The organism is Aquirufa sp. (assembly GCF_044377215.1).
Classification (GTDB): domain Bacteria; phylum Bacteroidota; class Bacteroidia; order Cytophagales; family Spirosomataceae; genus Aquirufa.
In genome coordinates, this window is record NZ_JBILJM010000009.1 from 31750 (window position 1) to 49656 (window position 17907).

8 protein-coding genes are annotated in these 17907 nt (G+C 42.6%); 7 read left to right on the top strand and 1 reads right to left on the bottom strand.

Annotation, left to right across the window (positions count from 1 at the left end; translation table 11 throughout):
• Positions 1-19: 19 nt before the first annotated feature.
• From ACIQ6T_RS04630 to ACIQ6T_RS04655, 6 genes are all read left to right on the top strand, one after another.
• Positions 20-1534 (top strand): SusD/RagB family nutrient-binding outer membrane lipoprotein, encoded by a 1515-nt coding sequence (locus ACIQ6T_RS04630; protein WP_395784724.1) that lies wholly within the window; start codon positions 20-22, stop codon positions 1532-1534.
• A 245-nt stretch (positions 1535-1779) separates the two neighbouring features.
• Entirely contained in the window at positions 1780-4929 is a 3150-nt protein-coding gene (locus tag ACIQ6T_RS04635; protein WP_395784726.1) for a SusC/RagA family TonB-linked outer membrane protein, read from the top strand.
• Positions 4930-4947: 18 nt separating this feature from the next.
• Positions 4948-6393: a RagB/SusD family nutrient uptake outer membrane protein gene (locus ACIQ6T_RS04640; protein WP_395784728.1), complete on the top strand. Its 1446-nt coding sequence runs from the start codon at positions 4948-4950 to the stop codon at positions 6391-6393.
• 160 nt (positions 6394-6553) lie between these two features.
• Positions 6554-9706 (top strand): SusC/RagA family TonB-linked outer membrane protein, encoded by a 3153-nt coding sequence (locus ACIQ6T_RS04645; protein ID WP_395784730.1) that lies wholly within the window; start codon positions 6554-6556, stop codon positions 9704-9706.
• Positions 9707-9715: 9 nt separating this feature from the next.
• The gene (locus ACIQ6T_RS04650; RefSeq protein ID WP_395784732.1) at positions 9716-11197 is read left to right on the top strand and encodes a RagB/SusD family nutrient uptake outer membrane protein; all 1482 of its coding nucleotides are present in this window, start codon (positions 9716-9718) and stop codon (positions 11195-11197) included.
• Between the two features lie 59 nt (positions 11198-11256).
• Positions 11257-13668 carry a prolyl oligopeptidase family serine peptidase gene (locus ACIQ6T_RS04655; protein WP_395784734.1) on the top strand — a complete coding sequence of 804 codons (2412 nt, stop codon included), beginning with the start codon at positions 11257-11259 and terminating at the stop codon, positions 13666-13668.
• Between the two features lie 130 nt (positions 13669-13798).
• On the opposite strand, the gene ACIQ6T_RS04660 is transcribed toward ACIQ6T_RS04655, so the two are convergent.
• Positions 13799-15823: a M13 family metallopeptidase gene (locus ACIQ6T_RS04660; protein ID WP_395784736.1), complete on the bottom strand. Its 2025-nt coding sequence runs from the start codon at positions 15821-15823 to the stop codon at positions 13799-13801.
• A 53-nt stretch (positions 15824-15876) separates the two neighbouring features.
• On the opposite strand from ACIQ6T_RS04660, the gene ACIQ6T_RS04665 reads away from it, so the two are divergent.
• Positions 15877-17907, top strand: coding sequence for a S9 family peptidase (locus ACIQ6T_RS04665; RefSeq protein ID WP_395784738.1), 2031 nt, complete (start codon positions 15877-15879; stop codon positions 17905-17907).

Genomic DNA, 17907 nt, shown 5'->3' on the forward strand with positions numbered 1-17907 from the left:
CATAAATATTAATAAGAATATGAAAATTATCAGATATATATCAATGAGTTTGGTAGCCGCTGTTTTTGTGGTTACGAGCTCTTGCGACAGTTATTTGGACATCAATGTTAGTCCTAACTCGCCAACTTCCGCGCCCATCTCTCAAGTGCTAACGAGTGTAACCGTTAACGTAGGTTTTAGAGGTGGTAGCGATATGCATCGTTTTACTTCCCTGATTGCGCAGCAATTTGCTGGGCAAGGAGCGGCAGGTACGCAATCACGTGAATATGCTAGATATTTAATTCAGCCTACAGACGTAAATAATTTATACGCGTCTTTATTTGCTGGCCAGTTGGCAGATATCGAATATATCATTGCCAACAGTGAGAAAAGCCCACACTACCGTGGAGTTGCCCGTATTTTAAAGGCATACGTTTATTCTCAGGCAGTCGATATGTGGGGAGACTTACCTTATTCGGAAGCGTTTAAATCACCTGAGATTAATCAGCCGAAGCTTGATGATGATGAAGTTATTTATACCAAAGTCATTGAATTAATTGATCAAGGTATCGCTGATGTGAAGGCAACTACGTCTGCTTTAAGTCCAGGTAATGATGAGACGATATTTTTGGGTAACCGTACGCGATGGGAGCGTTTAGCAAATACCTTGAAACTGCGTTTGTTTTTACATTACACGGCAAAAGATCCAACTTTTGCTAAAACAAAAATGGATGCCCTTGTTTCTAGCAACGCGATCTTCTTAAGTTCAAATGCCGATAATTTCCAAATGAACTTTGTAGATGCTGTTTCGTCTCAAAATTCAATCCATCAGTTTGAGATTTCAAGACCAGATCAGTTTTTCCCGAACAAGACGCTTGTAGACATGATGAATGGTACAACAGATCCGAGAAGACCATTCTACTTCACTGATTTTCCATTCGGTTCAGGTACCTACAAAGGGGCAAGTCCAGTGGATGCCCAGTCATTTGCTTTCTCTCGCGTTCATACATTCCTTAGAGGTAACTTGAAATCTGCCATTCCTGCTACAAGTGTTAATGCTTCTGGTGCTATTGTTGCAGCAGCAGCTTATAATAATTCGTATACCGGTGCTGCACCGATTCGTTTGTTAACATTTGCTGAATATAATTTCATCCGTGCAGAACATGCGTTACGTTATGGTGCAGGTGTTAGTGCTGCTGAAGGTTTCTTTAGAGAAGGAATTAGAGCATCTCTGAGTCTTGTGGGTGTTAGCGCAGCAGATCAAAATGCATACATTGCTGCTCAAGGAAATTTGAATGCAACTTCGTTAGAAGGAAATATTGCAAAAATTATCACGGAGAAGTATGTCGCGAATTATGGTGTTGCCGTGGAGCCTTGGAACGATTGGAGACGTACTGGTTATCCTGCGCTAAGAGCAGTTGACGCGAGCGTTGCCGCCATGACAGGTGGTATTCCTCGTTCTTTGTTCTATCCTGATTCGGAGGTAAGTGCGAACACCAACTTCAAACAAAAATCAAACATGTTGGCGAAAGTATTCTGGGATACAAGACCATAAAACATTTTGTTAACTCATATGCACAAAGGCTGTTCTTTTCTAAGGGCAGCCTTTGTTGTTTTAATTTGTTTCGCTATTCATTTCTATTAATCGTAGCTAAGGTGACCTATACCGGGTTCGCCTTGTTTTTGCCAAATTTTCTATTGGATTAATACGTTAATAAAGAATATTTATTAACAATTTGTTGGATTTTGAAGTTTCAATGTTAATTTTCGGATTCAATTTCATTCATTAAACTAAACAACATGAAAAAACTAGTACTCTCCTGGGTGTTAATGATGGCTGTAGTAAGCACATTATTCGCTCAAACAAGGCAAGTTACCGGTAAAGTCACGACGTCTGAGGACGGAAGTGGACTTCCGGGCGTAAGCGTTAGCGCCAAAGGTTCTTCTAAAGGAACGACAACGGCTGCCGACGGTTCTTACAAGATTTCAGTAAACGATGGAGCTTCATTAGTCTTCTCATTCGTAGGTTTTAATTCGCAATCAGTTGCAGTTGGAACTCGCGGAGTTATCGATGTACAACTTCAAGTAGACAACACACAATTATCAGAGGTAGTTGTTGTTGGTTACGGGACTAGAAAGCGTCAAGAGTTTACAGGTGCTGCGTCATCTGTAAAAGCTGCTTCAATCGCTGAGCGTCCGGTACAATCTTTCTCTCAAGGTTTGACAGGTCAAGCTGCCGGTGTTAACATCACACAACCGAACGGTTTGTTGAACAACCCTCCAGTAATTCGTGTTCGTGGTTTGAGTTCACTTTCATTGAGCTCGTTTCCTTTAGTTGTTATTGACGGTATTCCAATTTCTACAGATAACGTATCAGCTAACTCAACGACGAATAACCCGTTGGCAGATATTAACCCATCTGACATTGAGTCAATCGATATCTTAAAGGATGCGGCTTCAGCGGCAATCTACGGATCTCGTGCAGGTGCGGGTGTTTTGTTAATTACAACAAAGCGCGGTAAGTCAGGAAGAGCAAAAGTTTCAATCGATTCTTGGGCTGGTGTTTCAGAAGCAGTACGTCTTCCCGATGTTTTGAATGCAGAGCAGTTTATGTTGCACAAGAATGGCGCGATTGCGAATGCATTATCGTTGAATCCAAATGCAGTAGCTGCTTCACAGCGTAATGCACAGAACAAATCTTTTTTACCATCTTACAATGCGGATGGTTCTTTAATTGATACAGATTGGTACAAAGAAGTTTACCAAACATCAATTTCTCAAAACCACAATTTATCAATCACAGGTGGTACGGATAAAACAAATTATTACTTCTCTGCTGGTTATTCAGATCAAGATGGTTTCTTGAAGAGTAATACGTTCCAACGTCGTTCAGGTCGTTTCAACATGGATCACCAAGCAACGAAGTGGTTGAAATTGACTGCAAACTTTAACTACTCAAACACATTTAACCAGGCTCCGATGTCAGGTTCAAATGCGGGTGGTGCATTTAATACATCAGGTTTAGGTCGTATCGCAGTTGCGCAAGTTCCTAACTTGCCTGCGCGTTTGCCAGATGGTTCTTACAACTTGGAAAACAATACGATTGGTCGTTTGAATAACTTATTACCAGCACAATTCCCTAACCCGGCTGTCGTTCGTGACTTGGATAACATTACATCTGAGAATACACGTTTGATTGCTAATTTAGGAGCTGAATTCCGTTTAGCGGAAGGCTTAACTGCGAAAACAAGTTATTCTTGGGATCGTCGTAATACAGAGAACATTCGTTTCTTCAATCCATTCAATGGTGACGGTTGGTCAGTAAGTGGTGATGCCTATAACAACACGGCTCGTTCAGACAACTGGAACTTAATCAACACCTTGCAATACAATAAAATATTGGCTGAGAAGCATAATTTCTCTGTTATTGCAGGTTCTGATGTTCAGAAAACACGTGTGTTAAACTGGGGTGCTCAACGCCAAGGATTAGCTGATTTCTTCTTCACTGATTTCCAAGGAAATTATGGAACGAATTTAGCTGCTGGTAACGGTATTGCGCAAGTGGCGTATGAAGCTTATTTTTCTAGTTTCTCATATAGCTATGCCAACAAATATTTCTTAAGTGCAAACTACCGTGTGGATGGTAACTCTGCCTTATCTTCAGAAAACCGTTGGGGTGATTTCGGTGGAGCATCTTTAGGATGGACTGTTTCTGAGGAGAAATTCTTCAAAAACATGAATTTAGGAAATAAGCTTACAAACTTGCGTTTAAAAGCTAGTTATGGTAAAGTAGGTAACGGTAACGTGCCGAATGCATATGGTTCTTATTCAACATTTGCTTCTGGATTGTATGGTGCAGCGCCAACGTTGGCATTTAACCAAGCTGGAAACAAGAACTTGAAATGGGAGACATCTACACAAACCAACGTTGGTTTAGACGTAAGTTTCTTAAATGATCGTATTCAAGTAGAAGCTAACTACTACTATAAGGATATTGATAATTTGATTTTGAACGTTCCTCAAGCTCCTTCTAAAGGTATTCCTGGAAACTCAATCTTGGCGAACGTAGGTTCGATGTACAACAAAGGATACGAATTAGCAATTACGGCAACGCCAATTGATAACAATGGGTTTGTTTGGACAACTAACGTAAACTTTGCGACAAACGAAAACATGGTTACTTCATTGGTTGACGCAAACACGCCGATCTTGACAGCTACTTCAGGTTTAGAAACTACGAATATTACACGCGTTGGATATTCTGCAGCTCAAGTTTACGGGGTAAAGACTGCTGGTGTTAATCCAGAGAATGGTCGTCGTATCTTCGTAACACGTGATGGAACCAAAGTTCAATATCTACACCTAGGTGGAGCGAATGCTTGGACAACCTTAGATGGTAAGCCTACTTCTTCACCTTCAAACCAACAGCAGGTTTTGGGTAATACCTTGCCTACATTCTATGGTGGTTTTAACAATACGTTCCGTTACAAGGGATTTGATTTAGGCTTGAACTTTACATTCTCAGGAGGTAACTACATTTACAATGGTTCTCAAGCGGGTCTTCGTGACCAACGTGTTTGGAACAACACAGTAGATGTATTAGATTCTTGGAAGACTCCAGGTCAAATTACAGAGATTCCTCGTGCTATCTATGGCGATAACATCTCGAATGGTTCTGCTTTCTTGATTGACGCCAATCTTCAAAAGGGTGATTTCTTGCGTTTGCAAACAGCAACACTTGGTTATAAAATCCCTGCGAATTTGACATCTATCGGGGTAACTTCCATTCGTGTCTATGCACAAGGAAACAACTTATTGTTGTTCACTCCTTACTTAGGTGTTGACCCTGAAATTTCATCAAATGGTGATTCGAACTTGGCTTCAGGTATTGAGCGTAACTCAATCCCACAAGGACGTGCATTTACTTTTGGTATTAATATTGGTCTATAATTTTAACGCAGATATAAAATGAAATTATTCATAAATAAAATAGGAATTTTGTCTGTCGCTTTAGCGCTGACTGTTTCTTCATGCGATAAGGAATTCCTTAACGCAGTTCCTGAATTGGATTTATCGGACGCAACCGTATTTAATACGCCTGCACGTGTACTTTCTCAGGTAAATGGCTTGTATGGTTCTGCGAAAAGCGGAAGTTTATTTGGAGGTCGTTATTTGATTTATAACGATATCCGTGGCGAGGAGTGGATTAACCGGACAACAAATGGTGTAACTGGTTACGGTACGTATCAAGGAAATCAAGATCCTTCTGATTCGTATTTGGCCAACTTCTGGATTCAGGGGTATTTGACAATCAATCGTGCCAACTTGTTTTTAGAGGGTTTAACGGCTAATCCAACGGCGGTTACTCCAGCATTAGCTGCGAATTACCGTGGTGAGGCTAAGTTTTTGCGTGCATTGACTTACTTCTCTTTGGTTCAGTTTTTCGCTAAGCCATATATTTTAGACAAAGGTGCTTCGGCAGGTTTGCCTTTACGTTTAAAAGGAGAGTCTTCTTCTGCTAATAATGATTTAGCTCGTTCTACGGTAGCTCAAGTATATGCTCAAGTATTAAAGGATTTGAATGAAGCGGAAGCTGAATTACCAGATTCTTACAGTACTGCCTTATTGAACACAACACGTGCACACAAGAATTCAGCTGTAGCGTTGAAAACACGTGTGATGTTGGCGATGGGCGATTACGCTGGTGTTATCACAGAAGGTAACAAGATTGTAACTGCGGCAGCTCCATTCCGTTCAACAACACGTGTGGCTCATACCCTACAAGCGGATGTTAGTAATGTATTTAAGGCTCCTTATACAACAACGGAATCTGTATTCTCTTTCCCGATGGATGCGACTAACGCGCCAGGAACACAAAACCAATTAGGTTTTTACTGGAATGCAGGTAACGTTGAATATACGTTAAATCCAGGTCCTACAGGTATTTACAACAATGCACAGTTTGGTGCAAATGATGATCGTAAGACAAAAATGACTGTTCCAAGAACAGCCGTTGCCAATGCGCCATCATTGACTAAATTCAGTGGCGTGGCTCCATTTGTGGATTTTGTACCGAACATTCGTTATGCTGAGGTATTATTGAACGTAGCTGAAGCAGAAGCAGAGGCAGGGAGCTTAACACGTGCAGCTGCGATTTTACGCGCGGTACATGGTCGCTCTGACGCAGCTTATGAGTTCCCTTCTTTGGCTACTAAGTCGGAAGTGGTTCGTGCAATCTTGACTGAGCGTCGTATCGAATTCTTGGGCGAAGGTTTCCGTGCTAATGATGTATTACGTCGTGGCGAGCCTTTAAACTCATTCGGTGCTGGTGCAATCATTCAGCCATCTGATCCACGTTATATCTTTGGTATTCCATTAGTTGAGGTTCAAACAAACCCTAGTATCGGTAAGTAAGATATCTCAAAAATAGTTTGAATAGGCGGCCCGTAAATGGCCGCCTATTTTTTTATGATCGGGATAAAAACAATTTATATTAATTAATTGTTAAGAAATTTGGTCTTCATATATTTGCCAAATTTTATTTCATTCATCATTTGTTTAAACTAAAGACATTATGAAAAAAACGTTACTAGTCAGTATTTTCTTGTGGCTTACGGCATTAGTCCCCTTGCTGGCCCAAGATCGTACTATTTCAGGAAAGGTAACCACGGAAGATGGTTCTACATTACCTGGAGTTAATATCGCTATTAAAGGGACAACGAAAGGGACATCAACCGATGCGGATGGTGCATTTAAGCTGAGCGTTTCGCCTACAGCCGTGCTTGTCATTAGCTCAGTAGGCTATGCTTCCCAAGAGGTGCGCGTTGGAAACCGTTCGGTTGTCAACATTTCACTTCAATCAAACACATCTCAACTCGATGAGGTTATCGTTACGACCTTTGGTACGTCTAAAAAGGCATCATTTACAGGTTCTTCTGCTTCTATTGGGGCAGAAAAATTAGGTGTTCGTCCGATCACCAACATTGGTCAAGCCTTAGAAGGTATTGCAGCCGGTGTCACGACTACTTCTACAGGAGGCCAGCCAGGCTCATCTCCAGCCGTACGTATTCGTGGTTTTGGTTCGATTTCATCTTCGAATGATCCATTATACGTCGTGGACGGTGTTCCTTACTCAGCGAGTATTGCGAATCTAAACAATGATGATATTCAGTCCATTACCGTTTTGAAAGATGCAGCGTCTACCGCTCTATATGGTGCGCGTGCAGCGAATGGTGTGGTCATGGTTACAACCAAGAAAGGATTGAACGGTAAAAATTCAATTAACATCAAATACACCAAAGGTTTTAACACACGCGCTCTGCCTGAGTACGACCGTGTAGGTGCTGCTGATTATTACCCACTGATGTGGGAATCTAACCGGAATAACTTAGCTTACCGCGCAGCTAACCCTGTGCCTATCGCAACAGCAAGTTCTACTGCTTCAGCGGGTCTAGGTGCGATAGTAGGAACAGGTTATAACGTATACAATGTACCTTTTGCTCAATTAGTAGGTACAGACGGAAAACTTAATCCATCTGCCCAAATGATCTACAACCCAGATGATTTAAACTGGGAAAAAGCGGTGATGCGTCAAGGTATCCGTGATGAGGTAAATGCGAATTTCTCAGGATCGAATGGCAAGACCGATTACTTCTTATCTGTATCTTATTTGAACGATAAAGGATATCAAATTAAATCCGATTATGATCGTTTTACCGCACGTTTAAACGTGAATAGCCAAATGAATTCATGGTTTAAGGTAGGGGCCAACATGAATACGACGGTCACTACATCGAATCAGTCAACGGCTGATGGTGGAACTTCATTTGTTAACCCATTCTTCTTTACACGTGGTATGGCGCCTATTTATCCCGTATATGCGTATGATCCTAAAAATCCAGGTTCATTCTTAACGACTGAAGATGGCCGCCGTCGCTATGACTACGGAAACTTAAGTGCATTAGGTTTATCGAATCGTCCACAATATGGCGGTCGGCACGTAGTTGCTGAAACGGAATTGAACGAAAACTTCTTCCGTAGAAACTTATTAGGTGGTCGTACGTATGCAGAAGTTACGTTCTTAAAAGATTTCAAATTTACGTCTAACGTAGGTGTGGATATTACAAACGCTAACTCAATTGTTTTTGGTAACCCAGAAATCGGTGATGGTGCGCCAGCAGGTCGTGCATCTAATTTGTTTGAGAATATCACGAACTACAACTTGTCACAGTTGTTGACATACAACCATACCTTCGGAAAGCACAATGTGGATGCCTTAGTAGGTCATGAAAACTACAACTTAGTAAGTAACAGCTTAGATGGTTCACGTTCGCAGCAAATTTTGGATGGAAATTATGAGTTGATCAACTTTACGACAACGACTAACTTGACATCACAATATGACATGCGTCGCGTAGAAGGTTACTTCTCTCGTTTGAATTACGATTATGATTCGAAATATTTTGTTTCATTCTCCGCTCGACGCGATGGATCTTCTAAGTTTTACCAAGATAAGCGTTGGGGTACATTCTACTCAGCATCAGCCGCTTGGCGTTTAGATCAAGAAGATTTTATCAAGCAATTTAGCTTCATCGATAACTTGAAACTAAGAAGTTCTTGGGGTCAAACAGGTAATGATGGTGGTATCAGCAACTACGCTTGGCAGCCATTATATGCCTTGGGCTGGAACAATGCTACCGAGCCAGGTATCTTGCAATCTTCGTTAGGTAGCAAGTCATTGGAGTGGGAAACAAATACGGCATTTGACGTAGCTGTTGAGTTTGGCTTGTTCAAGAACCGTTTATCGGGTACGATTGAATATTTTAATCGTCAGTCCACCAACTTGATTTTTGCAGTTCCTTTGCCACTTTCTGTGGGTATTGGATCTGAGACGCGTAACATTGGATCGATGTACAACAAAGGTATCGAGCTTCAGTTAGGCTATGATGTCATTCGTACGAAAGATTTCAATTTTCACATTGATTTGAATGCGACTCGTTTAGAGAATCAAATCACCAAAATGCCAAAAGAGAGCAAGGAGATCATCGACGGCACGAAAAAGTTGAAAGAAGGGAGTTCATTGTATGACTATTGGTTACGTGAGTATAAAGGCGTAAACCCAGAAACGGGAGCAGCTGAATATCGTGCGATTTCATATGTAGCTTCTAACTCAAGAATTACGGCATCAGGTGATACCTTAACGAATAACATTGCGAATGCACGTTTCTGGTATAATGGGTCATCTATTCCAGATTTGACAGGATCGGTGAATACGTCAGTAAGCTATAAAGGGTTCTCATTAACGGCATTAATGGTGTACCAACTCGGTGGTAAAATCTACGATGGGGCTTATGCTGGTTTAATGGGTGCAGGATACCACAATGCCAAACACGTAGACATCTTGAAGCGTTGGCAAAATCCAGGTGACATCACCGAAGTGCCTCGTATGGATAATGGACGTACGGCAGATTTTAATGCTGCGTCGGATCGCTGGTTAATTGACGGAAGTTTTATGAATATCCGTACGGTGACATTGGCATATCGGTTACCAAAGTCGGTTTTGACTAAATTCAAAATTGATAATGCCCAGGTATACATGAGTGGTGAAAACTTCTTGATGCTTTCTCGCAGAAGCGGTATGAACGTCCAACAAAATTTTGGAGGAACGACAAGTAACGTGTATAGCCCGGCTAAATCATTGGTATTAGGTCTTTCATTCTCTTTATAATTTAGAATCATGAAAAATAAAAGTTTACTAATTTTCGCTTTCTTTCTCAGCATGATCTCTTTATCATGTGAGAAAACATATTTGGATACGACGCCTACCGCAAGTATCGACGCAGGTTCTGCTTATGCGACAACAAAAAATGCAGCAGCAGCTATCAACGGTATCTACCGTTCCTTTGTTGTTCGTTATTTGAGCTCACAAGGTCACTCAGGTCATCCGGCCATGATGATTATTTTAGATCACATGGGTGAAGATATGGTTTTAGGTACCACAGCATCCGGCTGGCACGTGGGCGAGACCCAATGGGTTGCTCATCGCTCTGACGTGAATACGATGGCTCAATTCCCGTATGAATTGTATTACCGCATTATTGGTAATGCCAACATTGGCATTGCGAATATTGATAAAGCCGTAGGCCCAGCCGCTGATCGTAATGCATTAAAAGGTGAGGCATTGGCTTTACGGGCTTTTGGTTACTTCAACTTGGTGCAGTTATACGGTAAACGCTACGAGGCGCGTGCGAAGCCTAATACGCAATTAGGTGTGCCATTGGTTTTAGAGCCAACGACCGAAGGAAAACCACGTAATACCGTCGAAGAAGTATATGCACAAATCAATAAAGACTTGGCGGATGCTGCGTTGTTATTGACCGCATCACGGGCTAACAAATCGCATATCAATTTGAATGTGGTACGCGGATTCCAAGCGCGCGTAGCCTTGGTTCAGCAAGATTGGGCAAATGCCGCTAAATTTGCAGCAGAAGCGCGTGCTGGATTTGCTCCAATGAATGCGACGCAGTACCTAGATGGTTTTCAAGATATCGCCAACCCCGAGTGGATGTGGGGTTTTGATCACTTAGAAGATCAATCTGAGTTTTTTGGTGGGTATCACTCGTATATTTCATGTAACTACAATTCGACTGTTATTCGTACCTACCCTAAGGTAATTAATAGTTTGTTATACAAGCAGATTCCAACCACAGACGTCCGCGCAAAGATGTGGGTTGAAAATCCGACTGCAGCAAACTCAATTGTTCCTCCGGGGGGTGTTCGTCCTAAGTTCTTGAATCAAAAATTCAGATTGCCAGGTGTACCTTCTACATCGGCTATGGGCGATGTGCCGTACATGCGTGCAGCTGAAATGTATTTGATCGAAGCTGAAGCGAAAGCTCGTTTAAATGATGCTGCTGGTGCTTCCAAAGTGTTGTTTGATTTAGTGAAAACACGTGATGCTAGTTATGTACAGTCGACAAAAACAGGTGATGCTTTGGTAGCAGAGATTTTAATCCACCGCCGCATTGAATTATGGGGTGAAGGTCACCGTTTCCTAGATTTAAAGCGTACAAACGCGCCATTAAACAGAAATGGAACAAACGCAATAGCCTCAGTTGTATTATTGTTTGATGCAGCTCCGGGTGATGTGCGTTGGGAATTCTTAATCCCACGTCGTGAGATTAATGCAAATCCAGCAATCGTACAAAATCCACTATAAATTGAATTTCAAAAGGTGGCTGACAAATCAGCCACCTTTTTTTATCCCTTATTTATCCTATGAAAAAATCAACTCTGTTGTTGTCCGTAGCCCTTTTTATAGGTGCTGCCAGCCTAAGCCACGCGCAAGATACTGATGCGTATCAATTACCGCCTAAGGAAATTGCCGACTTGCTTTTAGCGAAGCCAACGCCTTTTGTGCGCATTGATTCCAAAGCAGAATATTTATTATTACTAGGCCGTAATTCGTATCCGAGTGTGGAGGAATTAGGCCAACCGGAAATGAAGATTGCGGGATTGCGATTGAATCCCCTTAATTTTTCTCCAAGCCGACAAAGCCCCATCAGCAGTATTACGTTGCAGTCCATCAAATCCGGTGCTCCCATCGCGATTACTGGCTTGCCCAAAAACCTAGCTGCCGGAGCGATCGCCTGGAATCCATCCGAAACTAAAATTGCATTTACCCAATCCGAAGTGAATCGGGTAGATCTATATGTCATCGATATCGCCACCAAAAAAGCGACGCGCGTGAACAATGATCCGATTAACCAAGTCTTAGGCAATGCCTTTACGTGGGTAGATGATCAAACTATTTTATACAAAGCAACGACGCATGACGCAGCTGGTGCACCGAAGCGTCCGATTACGCCGAAGGGACCTACGATCCAACAAAATATTGGCAAGGCTGCTCCACGTCCTACATTCCAGGATTTGATTAAATCTCCGTATGATGAGAGTCTGTTCGCGTATTATGCTGAAAGCCAACTGGTCCTTTACAAAAATGGGGTCAATAAGAAAGTCGGCAAGCCTGAGCTAACCAACTCTTTTCAATTATCGCCTGATCGGCAGTATGTTATGACGCGGACCTTAACGAAACCATTCTCGTATGCGGTGCCGGCGTATGGATTTACATCCACTGTTTCCGTGATGAATCTAGAAGGGAAAGTTATCAAGGAATTAGCCAAACTTCCTTCTGCGGAGAGCGCTCCAGCAGGAAATGACAACGTGCAAAATGTCCCAAGGGGATTTGAGTGGCGTGATGATGAGCCAGCTTCGATCGTGTATGCGATGCCATTGGATAGTGGTTTCATCAAGAAGCAAGTGGAATTTCATGATGCGGTTTATAGCCTAGCTGCGCCATTTACGCAAGCAGCGAAGGAGTTGTTTAAAACCAAAACGCGTTTTGCCGGGGTGACTTGGGGAGATAAAAATCTTGCATTGGTATCCGAGGTATTGCGTGGGAAGCAAACGTCAAAAGTGAGTCGCTATACGCCGCAGACGGGTGCGATGGAGGTTTTGTATGAACGTAATCTAACTGATGCTTACCGCAATCCAGGAAGTCCTGTTCAGACAAAAAATGCGTTTGGACGTGATGTGATTCAATTGATCGACGGCGGAACTAAAATACTAATGAACAACCCAGTGGGTTCTTCTGATAAGGGTGATTTACCTTTTATTGCCAAATTTGATTTAATTACGAAGAAGAATGAGATCATTTGGCGAGCCAAAGAAGGAAGCTTTGAAATGGTAGAAGAGGTGATCGATGCGGAGAAATTACAAGTTTTGACTCGTAAGGAATCAAAAACAGATGTCCCAAATTACTTCATCAAAAACCTTTTGAACCCTGCACAGGATAAATCTTTGACGCAATTTGAAAATCCATATCCTAATTTAGTGGGTATCACCAAAGAGAAAATCAAATACAAACGTGCTGACGGGGTAGATTTAACGGGAGATTTGTATTTGCCAAAAGGCTATAACAAAGAAAAGGATGGTCCTTTGCCAGTTTTAATCTGGGCTTATCCGCGTGAATTTAATTCAGCGGCAGATGCGGCGCAGATTCGTGGTAGCAAAGACCGTTTTACGACTTTGAGCTGGGCTTCGCCTATTTACTATGCGACACAGGGATATGCGATTTTGGATAATGCGGAAATGCCGATTGTTTCAACAGACGCTTCTAAGAAGCCAAATGATAATTTTGTCGAGCAGCTGAAGTTGAATGCATCCGCGGCAATCGATCATTTGGTGCAGTTGGGTGTAGGTGATCGCAAGCGCATGGCGGTAGGTGGTCATAGCTATGGCGCCTTTATGACAGCTAATTTATTGGCCCATACGGATTTGTTTAAGGCAGGTATTGCACGTAGTGGTGCTTATAACAGAACCTTAACTCCGTTTGGTTTCCAAAATGAAGATCGTACGTATTGGCAAGCACCTCAATTATATTTTGAAATGAGCCCATTCAGTTATGCAGATAAAATCAAGGAACCGATTTTATTAGTGCACGGCGAGCAGGATGATAACACAGGTACCTTCCCAATTAATAGTGAGCGTTTATACGCTGCGTTAAAAGGAAATGGAGGCACAACCCGCTTTGTGTATTTACCCTACGAAGCGCATAGCTACCGTGGCCGAGAAAATGTCTTGCACCTGCTGTGGGAACAGTTTCAGTGGTTGGAGAAGTATCTTAAATAAGTTAAAAAGGCGACCGCATGGTCGCCTTTTTAATTGTAGAGACGCGATACTTCGCGTCTAAATTTCTTTTAAAGACGCGAGGTATCGCGTCTCTACTTTTAAAGACGCGAGGTATCGCGTCTCTACAATTTTACCAAATTTTTATCCGATCCTCCGGCTTCTTATATAATTTATCACCTGGTTTCACACCGAACGCCTGATACCACGCGTCCATGTTAACGGGTGCTCCGATGGTCCGGTATTGTGCTGGTGAATGCGGATCTGTTTGAATCAAATTTGCAGCCGTTTCAGGTACTGTTTTGCTTCTCCACACCTGAGCCCACGCTAAGAAGAATCGTTGGTCTGGTGTAAACCCGTCAATTTTCGTTTTGGACTTTCCTTGCTTCGTCATCTTGAATGCCTCATAAGCCACGTTCAAACCACCTAAATCACCGATGTTCTCGCCCATCGTAAATTTCCCATTTACATGGAGTGTATCTAATACGGTATAGGCGTCAAATTGCTTGCCTAATTGCTCAGTCTTAACTTTAAATTTGGCCAGGTCATCTTTTGTCCACCAATTGCGTAAGGCTCCATCTTTATCATATTGACTACCTGAATCATCGTAGCCATGTGACATTTCATGGCCGATTACTGCGCCAATTCCACCGTAGTTAATCGCATCATCTGCTTTGGCATCAAAGAAAGGGAATTGTAAAATTCCCGCTGGGAATACGATTTCATTCATCACCGGGCTGTAATACGCATTAACCGTTGGCGGCGTCATGCCCCACTTCGTACGGTCTACCGGTTTTCCGATCTGAGCGATGTTCTCTTGGAAACCCCACGCACCTGCATTGCGCATGTTTTGATAAAAGGCGTTTGGTGAAATTTCTAAACCTTCATATGTTTTCCAAATTTCTGGATAGCCGATTTTGGGTGTAAAGGCGTACAATTTAGCTAAGGCTTTTTGCTTCGTTTCTGCACTCATCCACTCGAGACCATTGATGCGGATTTCGAATGCCTTACGGAGATTCGCAACCAATTCCACCATGCGCTCTTTCGCTTCTGGCTTGAAATATTTGGCTACATATAACTGGCCTAATAGTTCACCAATTACGCCATCGGTAAGGGATGACATGCGTTGCCAACGGGGCGTTTGGGCTTTTTGGCCACTAACGACTTGATTGAATGTAAAGCTTGCATTCACAAAAGGATAGCTTAAATAGCTAGATGATCCTTTCAAAAGATTCCAGGTTAAATAGGTTTTCCAAGTCTCAATCGGTGTTTCGATCAACATTTTATTGACAGACTCAAAGAATTTAGGCGCAGAAACCAATACCGAATCAGGTGCTTTTGTACCAAAATCTTGGAACGTCAATGCCCAATTGAATGCCGGTGTTTTCTGGTTGAAATCTGCAAAGACAAGTTTGTTGTATGTCTTATATGGATCGCGCATTTCCAAACGCGACATTTGTGCTTCCGCTAATTTTTTCTCCAATTGGAAAATAGACGCTGCATTCGCTTTCGCTTGTGCAGGTGATGTGCCAATCAATTCAAATAGCGTCGATACGTAGGTTTTAAATCCTTCTTGGATCTTTAAACTACGCGCGTCCGATTTTAAGTATAAATCGCGATCAGGTAAAGATGTTCCGCCTTGGCCCAACTGTGGAACCATTTTGTCCACTTGCTTGCGGTCTTGACCTACGTAGAAACTGAATAGGGGAGAACCAGCACCAGTCTTGCGCATGCGGGCAATTTCGGTGATAATCTGAGACTTGAATTGGATCGCGTTGATTTGGTTTAAATCTGCTTGAATAGGTGAATAACCTAGTTTTTCAATCGTCAAACTGTCCATCGCTGCTGCATAGAAATCAGCCACGCGTCGTTCAACAGAACCTGCGGCTGCTTTAGAGCCCTGCGTTCCCTCAAGGATGGATTTTACGGCATTGATGTTGAAATCACGAAGTTGGTTGAAGCTACCCCAGCGTGTTTCTTTGGCTGGAATGACATTGTTTTTCAACCAAGCGCCATTTGAATATTCCACAAAATCATCTCCAGGTTTTACGGAAAGATTCATGTTTGCACGGTCAATAAATTTGGCCGGAGTTTGTGCGTTCAGGGTACCTATACTTAAGGTTAACGCCAAACTAAGTAATGCGTATTTTTTTTTCATAAGATTTTAATGATGAAGAATTATCAACTAATTTACGAAGCTAAATGTTTTACATGAAAAATTTTCTCCTAATTATTCTATTTGCCTGCGGATTTGCCGCATTTGGGCAAAAACCAGCGATGACACATGAACGCATGTGGATGCTAAAAAAAATCGGTGCACCCGCACTCAGCGCTTCCGGCAAATGGGTGGTTTTCAGTCGGACCGAAACGTCGTATAACTCGGATGAACAAAGTACGGATTTGTGGCTTTCGGCTGCCGACGGGTCTACGGAGCCCCGAAAAATAACGAATACCAAAGGCGGTGAAGAAGGTTATTTCTGGCACCCAACTGCCAATCAAATCTTTTTTTCTGCCAAGCGAGAAGGAGATGAAGTTGCTCAATTATACCGCTTAAATCTTGATTTCGGGGGTGAAGCACAACGTTTGACGAATTTATCCACAGGCGTTTCGGGAGCTAAAATTAGTTCGGATGGTAAATTGATCGCATTTACGTCGCGCGTATACCCAACAGCGTTCACAGATTCGCTCAGTAAAAAAATAGCTGAGGATAAGAAGAAAATCAAAACCAAAGCACGGGTCTATACCTCCTTCCCGATTCGCTATTGGGATTCTTGGCTCGATGAAAAACAAACACATATCTTCGTGATGGATGTTACCACGGCAAAGCCAACGCCCAAAAACATCTTTTCTCAAGTAAGCTTAGTAGAATCCAAAGGTTTTCAATTGGGGGCGTTTGACATTGCTCCAGACGGATCGACGATTGTTTTTTCAGCGACTACAGAATATAATACTTCTGCCTACCGTTCCCCAACATCACATCTTTATTCACTTCCTGTTACGGGCGGAGAGGCTAAATTGGTGAGTGATGAAACGACTGACTATGGCCAAGTTCAGTTTTCGGAAGACGGTAAATACCTCATGTCGACTGGACATGTGAATGGCAACAAAATCTATTATTTGAATCACCTGTATCGTTTTGCGTGGCCAAGTATGAGCGGTCGGACCGAATTAGCTGTGGGCCTAGACCGTCCGATCAACGACATGCAAATCTCAGGGGAATCGATTTATGCGAGTATCGAAGATCAAGGTGTGGATCGTGCGATTCAGATTTCGATTGAGTCTGGTGAAGTGAAACCGCTGTTTGGCGGAGAGTCTGGTTCTGTGACTGGATTGTCGGTATCGAATGGGGTTGTGGCCTATACGTACCAACATATCGCTGCGCCTGCCGAAGTATTTACCTATGTAGGTGGAAAACGCATCGGAATTTCCAAAGCGAATGATGCAGTTTTGGCCTCGTTGGATTTGCCTAAACCAGAGGTTTTCTGGACCAAATCATCGCGAGGTAAAATGATTCGTAGTACCATCTTGCGTCCGGCGGGTTTTGATGCGTCAAAAAAATACCCCCTTTTTGTGTTGATGCACGGAGGACCAGCCATCTCATTTAAAGATGTTTTTGGTTCCCGTTGGAACCCTTATGTATTAGGTTCTTCTGATTATGTCTTGGTCATGACCGACTACACAGGTTCGGTAGGCTATGGCGAGAAATTCGCGCAAGACATTCAGTTTGATCCATTTAAAGGACCCGGAAATGAAATTTTAGAGGCTGCAGCAGATGCCATTAAGCGCTATCCGTTTATTGATGCCTCGCGCCAAGCGGCAGGTGGTGCGTCGTATGGAGGGCATTTGGCCAACTGGATGCAGGCGACTACCTCGCATTTCAAATGTTTAATTGCGCACGCGGGATTAGTGAATTCAGAGGTGCAATGGGGCACGTCGGATGTGATTTGGGGTCGTGAATTAATGAATGGAAGTGCGCCATGGGTACCTACCAAAACCTGGAAGGAACAAAATCCGATGCGTTTTGCCGCTAATTTCAAAACGCCCATGTTATTGACCGTAGGGGAAAATGATTTCCGTGTCCCCATCAACAATACACTCGAAAACTGGAGCATTCATCAGCGCTTACAGATTCCAAGTAAATTGATTGTTTTCCCAGGCGAGAATCATTGGATCCTAAGTCCAGATAATTCGAAGTTTCATTATCAGGAGGTTAGGAACTGGTTGGGGGAGTATTTGAAATAG

Bases quoted from the DNA above. Each gene is read 5' to 3' on its own strand.
- ACIQ6T_RS04640 (WP_395784728.1), top strand. From the start codon at position 4,948: ATGAAATTATTCATAAATAAAATAGGAATTTTGTCTGTCGCTTTAGCG.
- ACIQ6T_RS04665 (WP_395784738.1), top strand. From the start codon at position 15,877: ATGAAAAATTTTCTCCTAATTATTCTATTTGCCTGCGGATTTGCCGCA.
- ACIQ6T_RS04660 (WP_395784736.1), bottom strand. From the start codon at position 15,823: ATGAAAAAAAAATACGCATTACTTAGTTTGGCGTTAACCTTAAGTATA.
- ACIQ6T_RS04655 (WP_395784734.1), top strand. From the start codon at position 11,257: ATGAAAAAATCAACTCTGTTGTTGTCCGTAGCCCTTTTTATAGGTGCT.
- ACIQ6T_RS04630 (WP_395784724.1), top strand. From the start codon at position 20: ATGAAAATTATCAGATATATATCAATGAGTTTGGTAGCCGCTGTTTTT.
- ACIQ6T_RS04645 (WP_395784730.1), top strand. From the start codon at position 6,554: ATGAAAAAAACGTTACTAGTCAGTATTTTCTTGTGGCTTACGGCATTA.
- ACIQ6T_RS04635 (WP_395784726.1), top strand. From the start codon at position 1,780: ATGAAAAAACTAGTACTCTCCTGGGTGTTAATGATGGCTGTAGTAAGC.
- ACIQ6T_RS04650 (WP_395784732.1), top strand. From the start codon at position 9,716: ATGAAAAATAAAAGTTTACTAATTTTCGCTTTCTTTCTCAGCATGATC.